We start from the raw sequence: 20,925 nt of genomic DNA, 5'->3' as shown, positions 1-20,925 counted from the left end.
GGAGCCACTGAACGGCTAAGCTTGTAATGGTCCAAGAATAACCTCCCGTTCTCCAGTCCTCCACCAGTGGATGCACTCATTTTAGCCAAAACTATTATATTACGAAGTGACTCTTTGCACAAACTATTCCCGCGCCTTTTTGACCTAAAGATGGCTTTTGGCGACGGTATCCTGCTGCACACGGAACCATAGATGCAGATCGTTGATGATGCTGGCCACCTCCGCGATGTCCCAATTCAGACGGCAGGAAGCTTCAAACCGTTCTTCCTCGTCCAGTTCGCGCTGCATGGCGATAATGCGGCCCTCAAGCTGCTTCACCCGCTCCGGAATGCAGCTTCGGATGTCTTCCCAACGGGCGATCACCTCGGCTTGTTCCGCGAAGCTCAGCGATTCCCAGGGCACGAACAGCACCGGCAGCTCAATGCCAAGACGTTCATCCCGCTCGAAGCGATACCGATTCATTCACGCGACCTTCTCCTCCCGCTTCCGTGCAGAAGCGACTTTTGCAGTTACTGTACCATTACGGGGCTGGAAAGTAAATGTCATCTGCCGCGAATCCCGCCCCGCATCCCTGAAAAGCATGATATACTATAGCATGCTTTCATTGATGCAATGCTTGACTTCGTAGGGGGAACCATCATGTCGCAACCGGTTATGAAGAATCGTGACGCCCATTGGCTCCGCGCCTTTACCTTTTCCATCTTCATGGCGTCATCCGTCGTCGTATCCTATTTGCCGATTTATTATCAGGCGCTGGGGTTTACAAGCGTTCAGATCGGATTACTCTATTCCATCGGTCCGCTTATCTCCATCGTATCCAATCTGTTCTGGGGTTTAACCAGCGATCGGCTCGGCACATTGAAAAAAGTTCTGATTCTGCTGCTGTGCGCCCAAATTATCCTGTCGCTTATCCTGAGTCAATTCGCTTCATTCGGGGCGGTGATCCCGATTCTTATTCTGTTCTATTTCTTTTATTTCCCGATATTTCCGCTGAACGACAGCTTCTCTATCGTAACGGCGCAAGCTCAGGGCAAAAGCTTCATCGGCATCCGGGTGTTCGGCTCGATCGGGTTCGCCTTCGCCGCCCTGCTGTTCGGGATGGTGCTTCGCACGGCAGGCGCCATCTACACCGTATGGGTGCTCGTATTCATCGGAGTCTTGTCGCTCGGCATGGCCTTTTTCCTGACAGACAAGCGGGCATCGATGAAAAAAATGGAGTTCTCCGGACTGTGGGCGGTGCTCAGACAGCAAGAGGTGCTGTTGTTCTTCCTGTTCGTGCTGCTGCTCGCGATCGCGCACCGGTTGAACGAGGCTTTCCTCGGGGTGACGCTCACCGGACTCGGCGCGGACGAATCGCTCGTCGGCTGGGCCTGGATGCTGTCGGCCGTAAGCGAAATTCCGATCTTCTTCCTGCTCAATGCCTTCGGCGATCGCTTCAAGGAGCTCCCGCTGCTCGCTTTCTCCGGCTTGACCTATGCGTTCCGGCTGCTGCTCGTAGCCAATCTGCAGGTCCCGGGCGCCATCGTGGCGACACAGCTCATGCACAGCGTATCCTTCGGCATCTTTTATTTCGTCGCCGTCCGCTACATCAGCCGGGTTATACCCGAAGAATATCGTTCCACGGGACTCGCGCTCTATACGATCGTATGGTCGAGCATCGCCGGGCTGCTGAGCGGCACGCTCGGAGGCATGCTCCTCCAAGCGCATGGCAAGGACACCGTCTTCCATGTCGGGGCGGCATTCGCCGTCGCCGCCTGCGCGGGTTTCCTCGCGATGGCCGTTCAGTCCCGCTATGCCGAGACCGGGGCGCGATGGCCGAGGCGCCGCCGCTAAGCTCCGGCAACACGCCGCGCAGACCGTCGGCACCGGCAAGCGGCATGCTGCTGGGGGTATGGGGCTCCCAGGTCGCGGAAACCCGCTGGGAAGACGTCTTTGTCACTCCGGCCATAAAGCCGGAAATCATTGCAATCCGATTTAACGGCCCGTATAATAGGGTCAGGTCTTAGTACGTGGTACTAAAATAATTGAGCATCAAGAGATGAACTGGAAATAACATAGCTGCAGTTCGGTTCAAAAAGGCCGGTTTCAGAACCGAGCCGGACGGACTTTTTGGACTGCCTCTTATACAGCGAAGGAGACATGATACGATGACGTTATATGATACCGTGAAGGAAGTCATTCACAGCCGCCGAAGCGTCCGCCGCTTCACGGAGCAACCCGTCGCCGTCGAAGACGTGAAGGAACTGATCGACTGCGCGCGGTATGCGCCCAGCGATACCAATTCGCAAACATGGGAATTCATTGCGGTCATGAACCGGGATCGGATTCGGGAGATCGAGCGGTTGACCTGGGACGCGCTGCACGCCAAGGCGGCCGAAGCGGAAGAGCGGGGACTGGCCAAGGAAGCGCGCCTGCTCGTCAAATCGTTCGGCCCTTATGCCACCGCCTTCTCCAACGCCCCCGTCCTGATCATCGGACTGGCGACGCCTTATACCTCCAAGTTCCGCGATCGGATCTTCGATCCGATTCAACTTGTTCCGGAGTCCGTATGGGAGGAAGAGGGGATAAAGAGCAGTTGTCTCGCACTTCAAAATCTGATGCTCGCCGCCCATGCCCGCGGCTTGGCGACCTGCCCGATGACCGGGCCCGTTCTGCTCGCCGCCGAGCCGATCAAGTCGCTGCTCAACATCCCGCCGGATCGGCAGGTCAATATGGTGTTATCGCTTGGCTATGCCGCAGATACGCCGGCCAAGCTTCCACGCAAGCCGGTGGAAGAGATTCTTCGCATTATCGAATAAGCGGATGCCATGGTTCCGGCCTTCTATACAGACAAGCCCCTCCGTTCCCAATTCAGATAAATGGGCGAAGGGGCTTGTCTTTGTTTTTTCCTCCCAAATTGGCTTCCGAGTCCACTTTCCTAATCGGCCCATAACAATTACATCAATCCGGCAGCAACAGCCGTTCCTGCTCATCCGGCTTGTACGGAAGCCGCCCATACATCTGGCGGAATTGGACCGGCGTCATCTGCTCCTGCTGCTTGAAGCGCTGGATAAAATAGCTTGCATGCCGGAACCCCGCCTCCCTGCCAACATCGGCGACGGCCATGTGCGGGCAGCTGATCAGGAGCTGCTTCGACTTCCGGATGCGAAGCCGATTCACATATTGAAGCGGCCGCAAGCCGAAGGCGCGGCGGAACAGGGTGCAGACGTATTGCGGAGATACTTGCAGTCGGTCGGCCATCTGCTGCAGGGAGACATCCTCCTGGTAATGCTCGTGAATCCACTCGAGCAGCGGGGCCAGCGGCTGCGCGCCTGGCTTGCGAGGCAAGCCCCTGTCGTGCCGTCCGCATTCGGACCATGCCATCATCAGCTCATAGGCCAGGGCGGACAAGCGGGGGCCATGGCCGCCGCTCGCCCGATCCAGGCAGGAAATCGCCCGCCGAATGGGCGCCAGCGTCTGCTCCGGATCGCCGACCGTCATGGCAGCCGATTGGTGGACGTGCGCCATCGAGGTCAGCTCCTGAGCGAGCGCTCCGTGATAACCGAGCCAAAAGATGCCCCACGGCTCCTCCAGCGGCCGATATACATGCGGAACATTCGGGTACAGCAGCACCCCTTGGCCCGGACCGATCTCCACCGCTGGTCCGCCCTCCCATTGAAACAGGCCCCGGCCGCTCGTGCATTGCAGCCACTGATAATCCGGATAACCGTGCGGGCGGATCGTCTCCAGTTGGTTCTTCCAGCTTCCTACTGTCGTTACGACAAGCGGAAGCAGACGCTCTTCGTCTGTCAGAATGGGGAAATGGATGCAGTCCAATCGCTCCCCTCCTCGTCAAGGAAATATCGAGTTCTTTCATATTATTATATCCATTATAAAATCGTTAGATTGAAATGCAACGGATCAGGGTCCTATCATAAAGGGAGAACAGCTTCATATTGTGTCATTATTGTTCATTCATGTTTCCCGATAACGAGCGAGAGGATGATTTCTTTGACACTGCCCATCTGGCAAGATCCGACCAAGCTTCATCTGAACCGGCTGGATTCGAGAGCTTACTTCATTCCGCATGCCCAGGCGGACGATGCGCTGACCTATGAGAGAGGGCTGTCCCCCTTCTTTCAGCTGTTGAACGGAGAGTGGAAGTTCCATTACGCGCCTTCACCGGAGCATGCGCCGAAGAACTTCGAGCAGCCAGAATATGACGACCCGGCGTGGGAGCGCATTCCCGTGCCGTCGAATTGGCAAATGGAAGGGTACGGCGCCCCTGCCTATACCAATATTCTGTATCCGTTCCCTGTCGATCCGCCGCATGTTCCCGACGAGAATCCGACCGGCTCATACCGCCGCACGTTCTGGGTCGACGAGTCTTGGACCGGCCGGAGAATCGTGCTCCGCTTCGAAGGGGTGGACAGCGCCTATCATGTCTGGGTGAATGGCGTCCTTATCGGCTACAGCCAAGTAAGCCGCATGCCCTCCGAGTTCGATATAACCGATCATGTCCGCAGCGGAGCGAACCTGATCGCCGTTCAGGTCTATCAGTGGAGCGACGGCACCTATCTCGAAGATCAGGACATGTGGTGGCTGAGCGGTATTTTTCGGGACGTCTACTTGTTGGCCTTTCCGGAAATACATCTGTGGGACATGACCGTGCGGACAACGCTAATCGACTCCGGCAAACAAGCCCGAGTGGATGTGGAGACCCTCTTTCGCAACGCGGGCAGCTCTGCGCCCGGCGGTACCCTGTCCGTCACCCTGCTGGATCGCTCCTCGCGGCCGGCTGCGGAGACGGTGGACATCGGCATCGGCATGCTGCCCGCTGGAGAGACACGATCGATAAGCACGGCTCTCGACGTGACGGAACCGAAGCTGTGGAGTGCCGAGACGCCTCATTTATACCATCTGCTGCTGGAGCTGAAGAATGTCCGGGGCGAAGTCACGCAGACCGTCGCTCACCGGGTCGGCATCCGCGAAGTGAAGCTGGAGAACGGCAACCTGCGCGTCAACGGCCGGGCAGTCATGTTCAAAGGCGTTAACCGCCATGAATTCCATCCCGATCTTGGACGGGCCGTGCCGCTCGCCACCATGATCGAAGATGTCAAGCTGATGAAGCGCTTCAACGTGAACGCGGTGCGGACATCTCATTACCCGAACGATCCCCGCTTCTACGAGCTGTGCGATGAGTACGGGCTATACGTCATAGATGAGGCCGACCTGGAGACGCACGGGTTCCAGCCTGCCGGAGATTGGTCCCGCCTCAGCAAGGACCCGGTCTGGACCGCCGCTTATGTCGATCGGATGGAGCGAATGGTCATGCGGGACAAAAACTTCGCGAGCATCGTCATGTGGTCGCTCGGCAATGAATCCGGCTGCGGTCCGAATCATGGCGCGATGGCGGAGTGGGCGCGCAGCTGCGACCCTACCCGCCCGATCCATTACGAGGGCGACTGGGACGATCAACTGGGCATGGATATTCATTCCCATATGTACACTTCCGTTCAGGAAGTGGAAGAGATTGCCGGCAATGACGACCCGCGGCCGTTCATCCTATGCGAATTCGCCCATGCGATGGGCAACGGTCCGGGCGCATTCGAGGACTATGTCGAGCTGTTCTGCCGTTACCCGAAGCTGCAGGGGGCCTTTGTCTGGGATTGGGTCGATCAGGGCATCCGCCGGTTCAGAGAGGACGGCCGGCAAGAGATGGCTTATGGCGGAGAGTTCGGGGAGCGGATTCACGACGGCAACTTCTGCCTGAACGGACTCATCGACGGCGATCGCCAGCCATGGCCGGCGCTGCACGAATACAAGAAGGCGATTGAACCCGTAAAAGTAACCGCCATCGATGCCGCTTCCGGACAATTCGAAGTGGAGAACCGTTTTGACTTCCTGCCGTTAAATGCGCTGCAAGGCTTCTACACTGTCGTGGCCGGCGGACGCATCGCTGCCAGCGGCAGCTTCATCGCGCCGGACGTCGCTCCCCGCCGCAAGGCGGCCTGGACCTGGGACATCGGCCCGGCGCTGCGCGAGCTCGCCCCTTCCCTGCTCGGGCAAGACGTATGGCTAAAGCTGTCCTTCCGTACGCCAGTCAGCACGGCGTGGGCGGAAGCCGGCCATGAGCTGGCCTGGGCTCAGTTCCCGCTTGATCCGGCCGCCTTCCTGGCTTCGGCTCCCGCGGGGACGGCCCGTCAGCATGGCCGTACGGAACATGCCGCAGCGCCAATAGAAGTGCGGGAGGAGGAAGATGCCTATATCTTGACCGGGCGCAGCTTCCGCTTCGGCATCGATCGTCGCAGCGGCGCTCTTCTCGCCTGGCAGGCCGAAGGCGCGGATCTGCTGACATCCGGCCCGCGGCTGCAATTGTGGCGCGCCGTCATTGACAATGATATGTACAACGTGAGGGAGTGGCGCTCCTTCGGTCTCCATCAGATGGAAGAACGGGTGGACGAGGTGCAGCTCGACGCATCCCGCGCCAGCGACGGGGTCGTTCGCATTATCCGCCGCACTCGCCTTGGCGCGCCGGCCTTGTCCTGGGGACTCCGCTGCCGGCATGAATGGACGATCCGGCAGGACGGAACCGTCACCTTGCACGTTCACAGCACGCCGGAGGGGAATCATCCACAGGTGATGCCGCGCTTCGGGTATGAGCTGTCGGTTCCGGGCGCCTTCGATCGCTGCGCCTGGTACGGCCGCGGGCCGGGCGAGAGCTACGCAGACAGCAAGCAAGCAGCTGGCCATGGCTGGCACGAAGCAAGCGTAAGCGATCTGATGACCGCCTATGAGAAGCCGCAGGAGAACGGCAACCGGACCGACACGCGCTGGGCCGCCTGGACGAACCGCCGGGGATTCGGCCTGCTGGCGCTAAGCGGCGGCACGTTCGACTTCAGCGCCCATCGCTACACGATCGAAGACCTGGAGCGGGCGCCGCACCAGGCGGATCTGACGCGGCGGGAAAATATTATCGTCCATCTGGACAGAGCCCAGCACGGCCTTGGCAGCAACAGCTGCGGACCAAAAGCGCTGCCCCAGCATGAGCTCCGCGTGGACGACATCGCCTTCACGGTCACGCTCGTTCCATTCAGCCGGGACGCAATCACGCCGGATGCGCTGGCCCGCCGGATCGCTTCCCTTCAGGCCACGGAATAATGGAGACAGGAACGGTGCCGCGATTCGCAGCTCCGTTCCTCTGCTTCCCCCGAGGCATGGGCCGCAGCCCGTATTCATCGGCTCGCTCCGTGCTTTGGCGATGAATAACCTTCTCCTGTTTCTCCCTGCCCCCGGCTCGGAGCTTTGAGAATACGCCTTACGTCCGTTCGGCTGCACATGCATGGCTGAGGGGAAGGCTCTTTTTCAAATAGCGCAAAACCCAAAGGATGAAGGTTCCTGATGAGCTTATTCCTTCTTCACCTTATGACCAGTATCCCCGCCGCGCAGGAATCGCGGTGAGTACCGTGCTCTCCTGCCGCCTATAAGCGCTATCCCCATCGTGCAGGACACCGAAGGATTATACGGTCACGGGTATATAAGCTTGTTATTCCACTAACTCAGGAGCTCAAACTTATATCCCTGTAACTCAGGAGCTTAACATGCGACCTTACATCAACACTGCTTATGCTGACTATCCCTGTGATTCAGAATTACATCCGAATCATGAGTGATGGGGAGATTGAGCAAAAGGAGGTGCATAGCCGCATTATGAGCGAAGGGGACAGCGGCGTAAGACATTGCGGAGGATTCATGAGCAACGGGGATACCGGGCGTTAGGCATTGCGAAGGCTGCATGAGCGACAGGGATAACGGGCATAACGCATTGCTAAGGCTTCATGATCTGCAGGGATAACGGGCATAACGCATTGCTAAGGCTTCATGAGCTGCAGGGATAACGGGCATAAGGAGTTGCGAAGCCATCCCTGCTCATCAACACGATCAAAAAAACAGCCCTGGCCGGAGAGGTCAGGACTGTTGGGTCGTGCTATTGTACACTATTTATAAATGAAGGGCCCGTCGCGGGCATTTCATTATAATTTAATGACATTAGCAGCTTGTGGACCACGGTTTCCTTCGGAAATTTCGAATTCTACCGCTTGGCCTTCATCCAAGCTTTTGAATCCATCGCCTTGGATTGCGGAGTAGTGCACGAATACATCGTCACCGTTTTCCACTTGAATGAATCCGTAGCCTTTTTCTGCGTTGAACCATTTTACAGTACCTTTCAAAGTCAAAACCTCCTCACATAATCCACCCTTACAGGTGAATAATGTCATTATACTGGAGGTGTATGTGGAACGCAACTTTTTTTTGCCAATTCAATTTGATTTTCGTTCGCGGCCTGGGTTATCATGATCCTTACAAGGATGCGACAAGAAGGCAGGCGCTGAATGCAAGCCCTGTCCCGGCAACGCAGAAATGAGGTTTTCATTATGATAAAGAAGCATGTCATCTACAAGCATGACAAATGGAACATGATGACGGTCGAAGTGCAGGGCCGTCATATCGTATTGCGCGAGATCTCCGATCAATGGGGAGAAGAGTGCCACAATTTCCTTAGCCGCCCGTCACTGATGCAGTGGGCAGAGCAGCGCTTCCCGAAGGAAGATTTCGCAGGCAAGGAAGAAGAGTGGCAGAGAATTATGGATGCGTTCAAGCAAGTCTAGGCTTGCTTCGCTTCCACGGCATTATATCAGTTCGATGAAGGCAGGTCGCTTATGAATTCGTCAACCAATATTATTTTCATTATTTTGGCATTCTCGCTCGGAGCGATACTTGTATGGAAAAAGGATAGCGTGCCGCCTGCCCTTCGCCGCCCGATGGCTATCGCGGCGCTCCTGTTCCTCGTTTTTGCCTTTTTCCTGATTGTGTATTCCCTCTGGACCGCCGGCGCATAGATCCAGCGGCATCCAGAAGAACGTGTTAGACTCTCCCCTTGACGGCCATACTATGGAAGTATGTTCATCAAGTCACGTTACGTTGACAATATGAACAATAACGACAGGTATGAATCCGGAATAAATCAGGGGGGTTCGGATGAATCGGCAACGCATCCTTATAATGCTCACCGTCATCTCAGTTTTGGGTTCGACGTTGGTTCCGGCTTCCGCCGTTTCCCGTCAGGAGACGGTGGCCCGTTCAGCCGCGAACTCATCGAATCCGTCCACAACGCAACAACCATTTAAGAGGAGGATACATATGCAGCAATTGATGAAACGCTCGGAAGTTCCGCAGGAATACCGCTGGAAGCTGCAGGACCTGTTCGGCTCCCGGGCTGAATGGGATAAGGAATATGAACTCGTGCTTCAATTGGTCGACAAAATGAAGCAATACCACGGCAAGCTGAATGAGGCCGCCGCGCTCAAGGCATGCTTTGAGCTGGAAGACGATATTTCCCTACATACGGAACGTTTATATGTGTACGCCAATATGAGCCATCACGAGGATACCGCCGATCCGGCCTATCAGGCGCTGTCCGAGAAATCGAAGCACCTGTCCGTCAAAGTCGGCGAAGCGCTGTCCTTCATTACGCCGGAGGTTCTGTCCTTGTCCGACGAGGAACTGGATCGCTTGATTGCCGATCCTTCCCTGTCCGCCTACCGCTTCACGCTCGTCGAGATGAAGCGCCAGAAGGCCCATGTGCTGAGCAAAGGCGAAGAAGCCCTGCTCGCGCAGGTCGGCAATCTGTCGAAGGCGCCGGAGACGATCTACAGCATGCTGAACAATGCGGACATGAAGTTCCCGAAAATCAAAAATGAAAAGGGCGAGGAAGTGGAATTGACGCATGGCCGCTACATCCAATTCCTGGAGAGCCGCAACCGCAATGTGCGCCGGGCTGCCTTCGAAGGCGTCCACTCTACATACCGCAAGCAGCGCAACACGATTGCGGCGACGCTGAGCGCCAACGTAACCAAGAATCTGTTCTACGCCCGGGCGCGCAAGTATCCGTCCGCCCTGGAAATGTACTTGTTCGGCGACAATATTCCGAAAGAGGTTTACACCAATCTGATTCATACGATTCACAAGCATTTGCCGCTCATGCATCGCTACATGAAGCTTCGCAAGCAGCTGCTTCAGGTCGACGAGCTTCATATGTACGATTTGTTCGCGCCGGTCGTCGAAGAGTTCGATATGGACATTACGTTCGAGGAAGCGAAAAAGATTGTCAAGGAGAGCCTGAAGCCGCTCGGCGAGAATTACCTGGGAGCGCTCCAGGAAGGCTTCGACAACGGCTGGATCGACGTGTACGAGAACGAGGGCAAGCGGACCGGGGCTTACAGTTGGGGCGCTTACGGCACCCACCCGTACGTTCTTCTGAATCATAAAGACAACCTGAACAGCATGTTCACGCTCACCCATGAGATGGGCCATGCGCTTCACTCGTATTACTCGGACAACAATCTGCCATACCGCGACGCGCAGTACACGATCTTCCTCGCGGAAGTGGCATCGACGCTGAACGAGGCGCTGCTGATGGATTACATGCTGAAGAAGACGAACGACAAGAAAGAAAAAATGTATCTGCTCGCCTACTATATCGATCAATTCCGTACGACGGTGTTCCGCCAGACGATGTTCGCCGAGTTCGAATTGCTTATCCACGAGCACGCCGAGAAGGGCGAGGCGCTGACGCCGCAGCTCCTGTGCGAAATCTACTATGATCTGAACAAAAAATATTATGGCGACGACATGGTTGTCGATCAAGATATCGAGATGGAATGGGCGCGCATTCCGCATTTCTATACGAGCTTCTACGTATACAAATACGCGACCGGCTTCTCGGCGGCGCAAAGCTTCGCGAAGCAGATTCTCGATGAAGGGCAGCCGGCGGTTGACCGCTACCTCGGCTTCCTGAAGAGCGGCGGAAGCGATTATTCAATCAACATTCTCCAAAAGGCCGGCGTCGACATGTCCGCGCCGACGCCGATTGAGGAAGGCATGAGCCTGCTGGAATCGCTGATTGAAGAAATGGAAAAGATGGCTGCGGAAAAATAAACAGAATGGATGGCGGATTCCTGAGGCGAATCCGCCATTTCCTTTTTCGCTTGGCGGCTCGATGGACTGCCGGCGAGGCCGCTACTGCGAATCCAGCCCGTCCGTCTCCCATGAGCAGGGAGCAAGTGAGAAATCACCTTGTGACGGAAGGAGTCGAATATTATACTGGAGGATAGATACATAGAAACCATGAGGAGGATGCCTGATGCGCATTCAATGGTCCTTGATAGCAGGGCTTATCTTCGCATTGATTACCGCCATCTTTGCCGTAATCAACGTGAATCCGGTACAAGTCAATCTGTTGTTCGGCACCTTCGAAGTGCCGCTCATCTTATTGATTCTCGGCTGCACGCTGCTGGGCGCCATCATTGTCGGCTCTTACAGCATCTATTTACAGTACCGATCGCAGAAAAAAATTCAACAGTTGGAGCAGCAGCTTGCCCAACTGTCGCCGGAGGGGATCGCAGCGGAAGCGGAAATGCCCCTTCCTCCGGCCAACGAAGAGGTTCAAGGATTTACGTCCGAGAAGCGAAATCAGGAGGACTTGGCATAGCGGCTTGCCTTCGGCAAGCCGTTCCGGCTTATTTTCTTATATCGAGGAGGAATTCGTACGATGAATCAATCACACTCCCTGTCATCCCAGCCGCTGCGCGCTGACATTGACGAGAACTATGTCGCCTCCGTGCTCATGGAATTGCTGAACACCCCGTCTCCGACGGGCTACACCCATCATGTCATGAAGCGGATTGAGGTCGAAGCCACGCAGCTGGGTTACTCCTTCGAGTTGACTCGCAAAGGCTGCGGCGTCATTCGCGTTCCGGGAACGAACCGTGACAGCGGCAAGGTCATCGGTTTGTCCGCCCACGTCGATACGCTGGGCGCCATGGTCCGATCGATTCATAGCGACGGTACGCTCCGTCTCACTTCCGTAGGCGGATTCATGATGCAATCGATGGAGAATGAATACTGCCAAATTCACACCCGCAGCGGCAAAGTTTATACAGGCACGATTATGAGCAATCATCCGTCTGTGCACGTATATTCCGATGCCCGCGACTACCGCCGCGAGGAAGCGAACATGATCGTGCGCATCGACGAGCCGGTGCATTCGAAGCAGGATACGGAGCAGCTCGGCATCCGCACCGGGGATTACGTATCGTTCGACGCCCGCCCGGTGCGGCTACCGAACGGCTATATCAAATCCCGTCATCTGGATGACAAAGCGAGCGTCTCCGCCCTGTTCGGCATGCTGGAGAGCATGAAGCGCACAGGCTGGCAGCCACTTCACGATACCGTCATCTTTATTACAAATTATGAAGAAATCGGCCATGGCGCTTCGTATATTCCCCAGGAAATAACCGAAATGATCGCCGTCGACATGGGTTGCATCGGCGATGATCTCGCCTGCAAGGAAACCGACGTCTCGATCTGCGCCAAAGATTCGTCCGGCCCTTACGATTACATGATGACGAGCCGGCTGATTGCATTGGCTGAACGGGAAGGCATCGACTACGCCGTTGACGTCTATCCGCACTACGGTTCGGACGCATCCGCGGCGCTGCGCGGCGGCAACAATATTCGCGCCGCGCTCATCGGTCCGGGCGTGCATGCGTCCCATGCGATGGAGCGCACCCATTTGAAGGCCGTGCTGAACACGGCCCGGCTCGCCGCGGCGTATATTACCGAAGCATAATGCCAAGACAGGGGACGGGCGCTGCCGGCAGGCGGGCGCTCGCCCCTGTCTTCTTCGGCAAGTCCCTTCTGCTTAAGCGCTGCCCAACTATCAGGAGTGCGCGCAGATGGGACATAAGAAAGCTCTATGAAGGAGGAATATGGCATGAAAGAACAATTCTCTGCCCTGGTCGTCGACAAGACCGCAGACGGGGAGGTCCACGCCGCCGTGCGGGAACAAACGCTTGCCGATCTGCCGGAAGGAAGCGTGACGATACGCGTCGCCTATTCGGGCGTCAACTTCAAGGATGCCCTCGCCTGCTCGGCCGACGGGCATATCGTCAAGACCTACCCGTTCGTGCCGGGCATCGACCTGTCCGGCATCGTCGCCGCGAGCGACGATCCGCGCTTCACGCCGGGACAACGCGTTCTCGTCACCGGATATGAGCTTGGCGTGTCGCATTTCGGCGGACTGAGCGAATATGCCCGCGTTCCCGGCGATTGGATCGTGCCGGTGCCGGAAGGGCTAAGCCTGCGCGATGCAATGGCTTTCGGCACGGCCGGCCTGACGGCGGCGATGGCCGTCGAGCGCCTGGAGCGGCACGGCTTGCGCCCCGGCGACGGGCCGGTGCTCGTCACCGGCGCCAGCGGCGGCGTCGGCTCGCTGGCGATCGCCATGCTGGCGCAGCTTGGCTGCGAGGTCGTCGCAGCCAGCGGCAAGCCGGAGCTAGGCGATGCGCTCCGGCGCCTGGGCGCCGCCAGCGTCGTATCCCGCGACGATTGGCGGCCGGAACGCCCGCGCGCGCTGGACAAACAGCGCTGGGCTGGCGTCGTGGACGTCTGCGGAGGCGGCATTCTGGCCGCCGCAGTCGCTTCCACGAAATATGGCGGCGCCGTGGCCGCCACGGGCATGACGGCGGGCGGAGATTGGCCCGCCAGCGTATTCCCCTTCATCCTGCGCGGCATCACGCTCTACGGCATCGACTCCGTCTATGCGCCGCATGATCTGCGGTTGAAGCTGTGGAGCCGCATGGCCTCCGATTGGCGCGATGCCGTCCGCTTCGATGGCTGGGTGCGGGAGCTCCGGCTGGAGGACGTGCCGGCATATACGCGAACGATGAGAGAAGGCGGCATTTCCGGCCGCGCCATCGTCCGCCTGAGCGGAGACGGAGAATAGAACGTGAATCCCCGGGCCAATGGTCCGCGATTCTTCTGCCAACAGCAACAGACCGAGCGGATCCCCCGCTCGGTCTGTTTTCCTGTGTGCTTGCCATGGCTTTGCCCGGCCCTGGGCCCGCTTGTACTGCTCCCACCGCTCGCGCAGCTTCCGGGCCACATCATCCAGCGGCTCCGTGAACGCGATGACCGGCAGATTCACCGTCGCCTCGACCATGACGCGATTGGCGCGAAGAATCGTGCGCTTCCAGGATGGAAGATGGGCCAGCACGCGCTCAGCCTTCTCGACCTTGATGCCGATGAGGCGTTGATTCATGAATTGGTAGACGTAAATATCGGTCACTTCCTCCCAACTCACATCGCCCACGCTGCTGAGCGAGGCATTGTCCACGAACCCCTGCTCATGCAGGATAAGGGAAGGGCGAGGCGCAAGGATCCGCCACAGAGAGTAGACGAGCGTTATGGCGAAGAAGCAGGCGCAGATGGCGCCTATCGCGACCGCAAAGCCTTCCGCTGCATTCATGAGGATATCCTGCCGCGTCGAACAGCGCCGGGCCGAGCAAGATGGGAAGCATTTTGCGCTTGCTTGGATACAACTCTTCGGAACCGGAATACGAATTCGTCGATTCCAATACACATGACCTCCCGCTTAACGAATCTATAATTATATACACACCGGTTGGTGCTTTTGTAACAGCCTATTCCGCGGGCAAGTCCCTCACCTCGGAAACATCCGGATACATCTGGATAATACGATACATACGGATACAGAGCTGGACAAGCGCCCGGGAGCAAGCTGCTGCCCAACCCCAGGCGTTCGTTCGAAGCCGAAGCGGAGAAAGCCTGCCTCCCCTTACTTCTGCTTTTCCGCCTCGATCTGTTCCGCCAGCTCGCTCAAATAAGTCCACCGCTCCATCAGCGCTTCAAGCCGCTGCTGGGCCGCGCTTTCTTCCTTCATCAATTCCTGCAGCCGGGCCGAATCGCTGAACGCCAGCTCCATCTCCCGCTGGATCTGCTGAATGCGCTCCTCCGCCTCCATGATCTCGTCTTCAATTCGCTCATATTCGCGTTCTTCCTTGTAGGACATTTTCAGTCTCGGCTTCCGTTCCGGCCGCTCCGATTTGCCTGCCGGGGCCGCTTCCGCCGGCGTCTGCGCCTTCGGCTTCGGCTCGCCGGCCTCCTTCCCGTGCCGTGCCGTCCATTCCATATACTCGCTATAATTCCCGACATGCTGGCGGATGGCGCCATCTTCGAATGACCAGATCCGTTCAGCCACGCGATCAAGGAAATAGCGATCATGAGAGACCGCGATGACGACGCCCGGGAACTCGTCCAAATAATCTTCCAGCACGGCAAGCGTCTGTACGTCCAGATCGTTCGTCGGCTCATCGAGCAGCAGCACATTCGGCGCTTCCATCAGCATGCGAAGCAACTGCAAACGCCGCTTCTCTCCCCCGGACAGCTTGCCGATCACCGTCCACTGCATCGCAGGCTCGAACAGGAACCGCTCCAGCATTTGCGCCGCGGTAATGGAATGGCCGTCGGCCGTGCGAACCGTCTCTGCCGCTTCGCGGATATATTCAATGACCCGCATCGACTCATCCATCTCCGCATGCTCTTGAGTGAAGAAGCCGATGCGGACGGTCGGCCCGAGCACGATCGAACCGCCGTCCGGCTCGCGCTCGCCGGCAATGATGCGCAGCAGCGTCGACTTGCCGCTTCCGTTCGGCCCGATGATGCCGATGCGGTCCTCCGGCACGGCGATATAGCTCAGCTCCTGGAACAGCGTCCGATCCGCCAGTCTGGCCTCAAGGCCGTCTATCTCCATAATCTTTTTGCCGAGGCGGGCGGAGGCTGCAGAGATGTCCACTTGCCCGTTCTGACCCGGCCCCTCCTGCTTCTGCAGCGCCTCGAAGCGCTCGATCCGGGCCTTCTGCTTCGTCGTCCGCGCTCTTGCGCCGCGCCGGATCCAAGCCAGCTCCTGACGGAGCAAATTCTGGCGCTTATCCTCCGACGCCGCTTCCCGTGCCTCGCGGTCTGCCTTGAGCTCCAGGAAGCGCGAATAATTGGCTTCATAGAAGAACGCCCGTCCCCGATCCAGCTCCACGATCCGGTTCGCTACCCGATCCAGGAAATAGCGGTCATGCGTAATCATCAGCAGCGCGCCGCTTCGCTTCTGCAGCATCGTCTCCAGCCAAGCGACCGTGTCGTTGTCGATGTGGTTCGTCGGCTCGTCAAGCAGAAGAAGATCCGACGGATGGATCAGCGCCGCCGCGAGGGCGACGCGCTTGCGCTGTCCGCCGGACAATTCCCCCATCTTGGCTCCGAATTGGACCAGCCCGAGCCGGGACAGAATCGACTTCGCCTCGCTCTCCAACTGCCAAGCCTGCAGCCCATCCATATCATCGGTCGCCCGGATCAATGCCGCCTGCGCCGCTTCATCGTCCGGCCGCTGCGCGGCTCGTTCCAGCGCTTCCGTATATACGCGCACCGCCGTCATGTCGGGAGCGTCTCCGCCCAGCACTTGATCCAGAACGGTCGCCTCCGGATCGAATTCAGGCTCCTGCGGCACGAAGCGGATCGTAATCCGGCTGCCGGCCAGCACCTTTCCTTGCTCGGGCTGCTCCCAGCCCGCTATTGTGCGCAGGAAGGTCGATTTCCCCGTCCCGTTGACGCCGATAATGCCGAAGCGATCCCCTTCCTCTATGCCGAAGGATACGTCCCGGAACAATATTTTGTCGCCATAGCTTCTGCCCAGCTCTTCAATCGTCATGATGTGCATCTTGCGTTCCCCCATTCCAGTCCTGTCTGCTTTCCCAGGCGGCCCGGCATGCCACCGCATGCCACAGCCAAAGGGGGCGTCCCAAAAGTAGTATTTCACTACAGTGAGACAGCCCCCCTGATTCTCAAAGCTCGACTCGCCGAAAACTGCAAAACTGCAGCTTTCCTTTATGACGTGTACTCCGTTACAGGGAATCCTGCAATACGGCATCAATTTCTGACTATCCAATCGATAAAAGACAAAAATCGATGAACATCATGTACTTTTGCAGGAATTTCATCAAATAGCGGCTTAAAGAGCAGAAATTAATGCATCCACGCAGCATTTCACTGCTTCATCCATTTTCCACCGGTTTGCGCGCCGCCGTTTTTCCCGCATCCACATTCTCTTTTAACTCGTCATCTCCATCATTTTGCAGTGCCTGTGAGACACCCCCCGTAATCTCCTCGCCGCTGACCCGCATCGCGGCAGCTTCTACCGCTTCTGCCCGTTCGGCGCGCTCTCTTCCCTCGGATACCCGTTCCCGGCATCCCGATCCGATGAAGCCGTTCCCGCCGCCAGGCAGCCGCGAATGAACAAATCGGCCACAAAGCGGATGCGCTGCTCCATATCCTGCTCGGTGAATTCCGGGGCGAACAGCATGTCCATCTTCATCATGTCCAGCATCCCCGTATACGACTTCGCATGAAGCGCCGGCTCAGGCAGCTCGAAGCGCCGCATCAATCCCGACATCGCCTCGATGTAGCGATGCATGAACTTGCACAGCGCCTGCATCATATCGGGATCTTTGTTCGGCGACTTGAAGAACAGATTCGTATACTGCTTCCGTCTGAAATAATAGCGCAGATGATGATCCGCGGCGAAGCGCAGCCCATCCTCCAGCGAACCGGCCTGGTTCAAGCCGTAATCGAGCTCGCGCAAATATTGTTCAAAATCACGTACCGACATGGCCGTGAACAATTCTTCTTTGCTTTTAAAATAAATATATATCGTTCCTTTGGCGATGCCGGCCTTCTCGGCGATATCCGACATCTTCGTCTCATAGAAGCCATTGGCACCGAAAAGCTCATAGGCCGCATCCAAAATCAGATGCAGTTTATCGCTTTGCCCGTAACTCATCGGCACACCTCCTTCCAATCTGACGCAAGCCTTCCACTCCCGGCTGCTGATACGAATATATCACGAGATCGGCAAGTTGTCGATTTGGCTCCCGGGCGCCAGGCGGCGGCTTAGCCTCCCGCCAGCAACCAGATGAGACAGGAGACGGCCGCGCCGCCGCAAGAGCAGAGCAGATTCACCCGATCGTTGTTGAGCCAGCGGCAACCGCGCACGAGCCGCGTCTCGCTTCCGCAATGCGTGGTCCGTTCCGTGTCCGCCCCGCATTGCCGACAGCGGTAGCCTGCCTGCAAGGTCGCGCCCAGCAGGGAGTCGAGCAGCGCCCCGGCCAATCCGCCTGCCGTCCCGGCAATCAGCAGGACGGCCAGCGCGCGGAAGGACGTCTCCGGTCCGGTCTGCAGCGGATCGAGCAGCAGCAAGACGACCGCGGCCATCCCGATAACGAAGGCGCCCGCTGCCGACGCCGATGTGCCAAGCAGAGACACGCCGCCGGAAGTTCCCGGCGGAACGACCCGGCCGGTTACGATCGAGCGGGGCGGGCGGCGGCTCAGACTGCCGATCTCGGTCGCCCATGTATCGGCGTTCACCGAGGCCATGGCCCCGACGAAGAGGGCGACCCAAGCGGGATGGGGCGCGATGATATAAGCAAGACATAGGAGCAGGCCCAAGCCTCCATTGGCGAAGACCTGTCCTGCATCCCGGGTCCCCGATTTTTCATAATTGTCCTCGAAGCGCCCCTTCGCCTTCTTTTTCCACTTGGACCATAACGTCGACGTCACAAAAAAAGTAAGCAGCAATCCGAACCAGACAAGCGCGCCGCTCCCGCAGTAGATCGTTCCCATCACGATGGACGCCGCGGCGCCGGATCCGGTTAACGACTGCTTCCACCATGCGGCCCCGGCCACCAGCAAGCTTCCCAGCAGCCCGATAATCCAGGGGCCCCAGCTCGTATGCCACCCGATAGCTTCCTGTATCAATCGCATTCCTCCCAGCCCGCCGGTCAATTCTGCGCCGCGACGACGCAGGAGCCCAGCAATTCTCCGCCCCAGCTTAATTCCAGGCGATCCCCCGCTTGTACCGGTCCGACCCCTGCCGGCGTTCCCGTGAAGAGGAGATCTCCTGCTCCGAGTCCATAATGGCGGCCCGTATATTCGATCAGCGTATCGAGAGAGAACAGCATCTCCTCCGCGCGCCCCTCCTGCACGAGGCGGCCGTTGTTATGCATCGCGAAGTTCGTCCGTTCCAGCGTCTCCGTTCCCGGAAAAGGGAGAAAACGGGTGACCGGGGCCGAGTTCAGCACGCCCTTGGCCGCCAGCCACGGATGGCCCTTCTTCTTCAAAACGTCCTGCACGTCGCGCAGCGTAAAATCAATGCCAAGAGCAAAGGCGTCGACCGCTTCCGCCGCCGTCATGCCCGGCTCGACCCGGCTGCCGAGGCGAAGCACCAGCTCCACTTCGTGATGAACCGCCCCGCGGTCGAGCGGGAGCGGCAGCGCCGTGTCCGCCTCCATCGTTATTACCGCATGGGAAGGCTTCAAAAAGACCATCGGCTGCTCGGGAACCGCATTGCCCAATTCGGCTGCATGCAGCCGATAGTTGCGCCCGATGCAATATACATTGCGCACTTGGCGCCCGTCGCTCATCATTCCTCTATGATCGCTCATCGTTCATCTCTCCCTTTGGATCTATGGATAGCCGGCCATCCGTGCGCCGGCGGCTCACTTCTTCCCATGCGTCACGCGCCCCTCCGCGTCGATGGATACCTGCTCCGATATGTTCTCCAGCCGCTGCAGCACCGCCTGCCCTGCTTCCCCGTCAAGCGGAACGGCTTGCCCCAGTTCGGTATAGAACGGAACGACGGTCAGCTCGCATTCGCCCTGCTTCGTGCATTCCGCCTGCAAGATGGCGGTCTCCCACGTTATGGGCTGCACGGCCCGCGTAAAAATAAAGTTTCCCAGGCTATAGGCGATCCATTTGCCTTTATATTGCTCCAGACCTTGCAGGACGTGGGGATGTCCGCCCACGATCAGGTCGGCGCCCGCATCAATGTACAGACGGGCCAATTCCCGCTGGTAGTCCTCCGGGAAATCCACCTTTTCCTTCCCCCAATGCGCAATGACGACGACGAGATCGGCCTGCTCCTTCGCCTTCGCGACCGCTTCCGCCGCCTTCTCCTTCATTCCTTCATAGGTCGTCGCCAGCCCCGGCTTGTTCTTGCCCGCATACCAGCTCACTTCCGGAACGACACGCGTGAAGCCGAGGAAGGCCAGCTTGATGCCCTGGCTCTCAAGGATGACCGGCGTAAAGGCCTCCCCCGCATCATGCCCCGCCCCGACGTAAGGAAGATGAACTTCCTTCAGCGCGGCGAACGTATCCAGCAGCCCTTCTTCCCCTTGATCCATCGAATGGTTGTTGGCGAGGTTGACGAGGTCAATGCCCGCCTCGATCATCGCCTGCGCCGTCCGCGGCGATGACTTGTAGACGAATTCCTTGTCCTTCGCCGGGACGCCCCGCACCGTCAGCGGCGTCTCCAGATTGACCGCGGCGATATCCGCTTCCTGGAACCACCGCTTGGCATGCACAAAAGGAAAATCATATCCATGCTCCTTCACGACTTCCTCCACGCGTCCGGCCGTCATCACGTCGCCGGCGAAGGCGAGTCGGACGCGCGGCTCCTGCTCTGGCCCGCTCCCCGGAAGCGGCGCAGCCGCATCAGGATGTTCCGTATCCCCGCCCGCCGCTTGGCCGCCGGCAGCGCCGGGAGACTCACCGTCCGGCTCATCCGCCGGCAGCCCGCTCGCCGGCTTCTCCAGCGCTGGCGCTTCCCCTTCGGGAGAAGCAGCCGGCGGCTGGGGCCATTCCGCCTGTTTACCGGACATTAATCCCTGCTGCCAACCTGCATAGGCCGTTCCGGCCACGATAGCCGCCAGCACGATATTCAGGACAAGCAGCGGGCGGCGCCGTCTCCTTCGCACTCGCCCTTCCCGCACCTTCCGCGATTGTCTCAATGTTCCGCCCCTTCCGCCCGATTTTTGCAAATATGTCTCATTATAACGCGTTTCCGCCCTTTTTTTCCAATCGAACCATAAAGCATAGATAGCGCCAGTGGAATTCCCGCAGGCGGCAACCAGCTTGATGCCGGCATTCCGCTTACCCGCTCGCGCCGAGTCCGCCTGCCATTCAACCGATATCGTTGCCCGCAAC

18 protein-coding genes and 1 pseudogene are annotated in these 20,925 nt (G+C 58.2%); 9 read left to right on the top strand and 10 right to left on the bottom strand.

The genetic code is table 11. The features are described 5' to 3' along the window. Positions 1-144: 144 nt before the first annotated feature. Positions 145-462, bottom strand: coding sequence for a hypothetical protein (locus OCY70_RS21055; protein WP_213425915.1), 318 nt, complete (start codon positions 460-462; stop codon positions 145-147). A 177-nt stretch (positions 463-639) separates the two neighbouring features. Here OCY70_RS21055 and OCY70_RS21050 point away from each other — a divergent pair, with 177 nt between their 5' ends. Beyond that, positions 640-1,833, top strand: a complete 1,194-nt coding sequence (locus OCY70_RS21050; RefSeq protein WP_261945156.1) for an MFS transporter — start codon at positions 640-642, stop codon at positions 1,831-1,833. Between the two features lie 314 nt (positions 1,834-2,147). Continuing rightward, positions 2,148-2,798, top strand: a complete 651-nt coding sequence (locus OCY70_RS21045) for a nitroreductase family protein (RefSeq protein ID WP_213425917.1) — start codon at positions 2,148-2,150, stop codon at positions 2,796-2,798. A 142-nt stretch (positions 2,799-2,940) separates the two neighbouring features. Here OCY70_RS21045 and OCY70_RS21040 read toward each other — a convergent pair whose 3' ends face one another. Next, complete coding sequence (locus OCY70_RS21040) at positions 2,941-3,816, bottom strand: helix-turn-helix transcriptional regulator (protein WP_213425918.1); 876 nt, start codon at positions 3,814-3,816, stop codon at positions 2,941-2,943. A gap of 165 nt (positions 3,817-3,981) precedes the next feature. Between OCY70_RS21040 and OCY70_RS21035 the strand changes: the two genes are divergently transcribed. Then, the gene (locus OCY70_RS21035; RefSeq protein ID WP_249724378.1) at positions 3,982-7,140 is read left to right on the top strand and encodes a glycoside hydrolase family 2 TIM barrel-domain containing protein; all 3,159 of its coding nucleotides are present in this window, start codon (positions 3,982-3,984) and stop codon (positions 7,138-7,140) included. A gap of 872 nt (positions 7,141-8,012) precedes the next feature. On the opposite strand, the gene OCY70_RS21030 is transcribed toward OCY70_RS21035, so the two are convergent. Then, positions 8,013-8,258 (bottom strand): cold shock domain-containing protein, encoded by a 246-nt coding sequence (locus tag OCY70_RS21030; protein WP_213425920.1) that lies wholly within the window; start codon positions 8,256-8,258, stop codon positions 8,013-8,015. Positions 8,259-8,414: 156 nt separating this feature from the next. Here OCY70_RS21030 and OCY70_RS21025 point away from each other — a divergent pair, with 156 nt between their 5' ends. The 6 genes from OCY70_RS21025 to OCY70_RS21000 all read left to right on the top strand — a co-directional run bounded on the left by OCY70_RS21025 (position 8,415) and on the right by OCY70_RS21000 (position 13,825). Then, a complete protein-coding gene (locus OCY70_RS21025) occupies positions 8,415-8,648 on the top strand; it encodes a hypothetical protein (RefSeq protein WP_213425921.1) in 234 nt (77 codons plus the stop codon). A 51-nt stretch (positions 8,649-8,699) separates the two neighbouring features. Further along, positions 8,700-8,879: a hypothetical protein gene (locus tag OCY70_RS21020; RefSeq protein ID WP_197257370.1), complete on the top strand. Its 180-nt coding sequence runs from the start codon at positions 8,700-8,702 to the stop codon at positions 8,877-8,879. Between the two features lie 301 nt (positions 8,880-9,180). Continuing rightward, a complete protein-coding gene (pepF, locus tag OCY70_RS21015; RefSeq protein WP_213425922.1) occupies positions 9,181-10,977 on the top strand; it encodes an oligoendopeptidase F in 1,797 nt (598 codons plus the stop codon). Between the two features lie 205 nt (positions 10,978-11,182). Next, complete coding sequence (locus OCY70_RS21010) at positions 11,183-11,530, top strand: LapA family protein (RefSeq protein ID WP_197257369.1); 348 nt, start codon at positions 11,183-11,185, stop codon at positions 11,528-11,530. Between the two features lie 60 nt (positions 11,531-11,590). After that, positions 11,591-12,670, top strand: coding sequence for a M42 family metallopeptidase (locus tag OCY70_RS21005; protein WP_213425923.1), 1,080 nt, complete (start codon positions 11,591-11,593; stop codon positions 12,668-12,670). Positions 12,671-12,814: 144 nt separating this feature from the next. Then, complete coding sequence (locus OCY70_RS21000) at positions 12,815-13,825, top strand: acrylyl-CoA reductase family protein (protein WP_213425924.1); 1,011 nt, start codon at positions 12,815-12,817, stop codon at positions 13,823-13,825. A gap of 192 nt (positions 13,826-14,017) precedes the next feature. On the opposite strand, the pseudogene OCY70_RS36260 reads toward OCY70_RS21000, so the two are convergent. From OCY70_RS36260 to OCY70_RS20965, 7 genes and pseudogenes are all read right to left on the bottom strand, one after another. Next, positions 14,018-14,347 (bottom strand): annotated as a pseudogene (locus tag OCY70_RS36260) (STM3941 family protein); the annotation flags it as partial. A 330-nt stretch (positions 14,348-14,677) separates the two neighbouring features. Next, a complete protein-coding gene (locus OCY70_RS20990; RefSeq protein ID WP_213426006.1) occupies positions 14,678-16,606 on the bottom strand; it encodes an ABC-F family ATP-binding cassette domain-containing protein in 1,929 nt (642 codons plus the stop codon). A gap of 334 nt (positions 16,607-16,940) precedes the next feature. Continuing rightward, the gene (locus OCY70_RS20985) at positions 16,941-17,069 is read right to left on the bottom strand and encodes a hypothetical protein (RefSeq protein WP_261945155.1); all 129 of its coding nucleotides are present in this window, start codon (positions 17,067-17,069) and stop codon (positions 16,941-16,943) included. 11 nt (positions 17,070-17,080) lie between these two features. Next, entirely contained in the window at positions 17,081-17,725 is a 645-nt protein-coding gene (locus OCY70_RS20980; RefSeq protein ID WP_213425926.1) for a TetR/AcrR family transcriptional regulator, read from the bottom strand. A 110-nt stretch (positions 17,726-17,835) separates the two neighbouring features. Beyond that, complete coding sequence (locus OCY70_RS20975) at positions 17,836-18,705, bottom strand: DUF92 domain-containing protein (protein ID WP_213425927.1); 870 nt, start codon at positions 18,703-18,705, stop codon at positions 17,836-17,838. 17 nt (positions 18,706-18,722) lie between these two features. Further along, the gene (locus OCY70_RS20970) at positions 18,723-19,385 is read right to left on the bottom strand and encodes a fumarylacetoacetate hydrolase family protein (protein ID WP_249724382.1); all 663 of its coding nucleotides are present in this window, start codon (positions 19,383-19,385) and stop codon (positions 18,723-18,725) included. 54 nt (positions 19,386-19,439) lie between these two features. After that, entirely contained in the window at positions 19,440-20,600 is a 1,161-nt protein-coding gene (locus tag OCY70_RS20965) for a CapA family protein (protein WP_249724404.1), read from the bottom strand. Positions 20,601-20,925: the final 325 nt, after the last annotated feature.

The organism is Paenibacillus melissococcoides, assembly GCA_944800085.1.
GTDB lineage: Bacteria > Bacillota > Bacilli > Paenibacillales > Paenibacillaceae > Paenibacillus_B > Paenibacillus_B melissococcoides.
The sequence above is the reverse complement of the archived record's forward strand: the minus strand, read 5'-3'. Positions and strand labels throughout refer to the sequence as shown.

What these genes read in the sequence shown, in the direction of transcription:
- OCY70_RS20975 (WP_213425927.1), bottom strand. Translation starts at nt 18,705, where the DNA reads ATGCGATTGATACAGGAAGCTATCGGGTGGCATACGAGCTGGGGCCCC.
- OCY70_RS21020 (WP_197257370.1), top strand. Translation starts at nt 8,700, where the DNA reads ATGAATTCGTCAACCAATATTATTTTCATTATTTTGGCATTCTCGCTC.
- OCY70_RS20980 (WP_213425926.1), bottom strand. Translation starts at nt 17,725, where the DNA reads ATGAGTTACGGGCAAAGCGATAAACTGCATCTGATTTTGGATGCGGCC.
- OCY70_RS21000 (WP_213425924.1), top strand. Translation starts at nt 12,815, where the DNA reads ATGAAAGAACAATTCTCTGCCCTGGTCGTCGACAAGACCGCAGACGGG.
- OCY70_RS21045 (WP_213425917.1), top strand. Translation starts at nt 2,148, where the DNA reads ATGACGTTATATGATACCGTGAAGGAAGTCATTCACAGCCGCCGAAGC.
- OCY70_RS21030 (WP_213425920.1), bottom strand. Translation starts at nt 8,258, where the DNA reads ATGACATTATTCACCTGTAAGGGTGGATTATGTGAGGAGGTTTTGACT.
- OCY70_RS21055 (WP_213425915.1), bottom strand. Translation starts at nt 462, where the DNA reads ATGAATCGGTATCGCTTCGAGCGGGATGAACGTCTTGGCATTGAGCTG.
- OCY70_RS20970 (WP_249724382.1), bottom strand. Translation starts at nt 19,385, where the DNA reads ATGAGCGATCATAGAGGAATGATGAGCGACGGGCGCCAAGTGCGCAAT.
- OCY70_RS21005 (WP_213425923.1), top strand. Translation starts at nt 11,591, where the DNA reads ATGAATCAATCACACTCCCTGTCATCCCAGCCGCTGCGCGCTGACATT.
- OCY70_RS21035 (WP_249724378.1), top strand. Translation starts at nt 3,982, where the DNA reads ATGATTTCTTTGACACTGCCCATCTGGCAAGATCCGACCAAGCTTCAT.
- pepF (WP_213425922.1), top strand. Translation starts at nt 9,181, where the DNA reads ATGCAGCAATTGATGAAACGCTCGGAAGTTCCGCAGGAATACCGCTGG.
- OCY70_RS21025 (WP_213425921.1), top strand. Translation starts at nt 8,415, where the DNA reads ATGATAAAGAAGCATGTCATCTACAAGCATGACAAATGGAACATGATG.
- OCY70_RS21050 (WP_261945156.1), top strand. Translation starts at nt 640, where the DNA reads ATGTCGCAACCGGTTATGAAGAATCGTGACGCCCATTGGCTCCGCGCC.
- OCY70_RS20985 (WP_261945155.1), bottom strand. Translation starts at nt 17,069, where the DNA reads ATGCGGGTCAGCGGCGAGGAGATTACGGGGGGTGTCTCACAGGCACTG.
- OCY70_RS20965 (WP_249724404.1), bottom strand. Translation starts at nt 20,600, where the DNA reads ATGTCCGGTAAACAGGCGGAATGGCCCCAGCCGCCGGCTGCTTCTCCC.
- OCY70_RS20990 (WP_213426006.1), bottom strand. Translation starts at nt 16,606, where the DNA reads ATGCACATCATGACGATTGAAGAGCTGGGCAGAAGCTATGGCGACAAA.
- OCY70_RS21010 (WP_197257369.1), top strand. Translation starts at nt 11,183, where the DNA reads ATGCGCATTCAATGGTCCTTGATAGCAGGGCTTATCTTCGCATTGATT.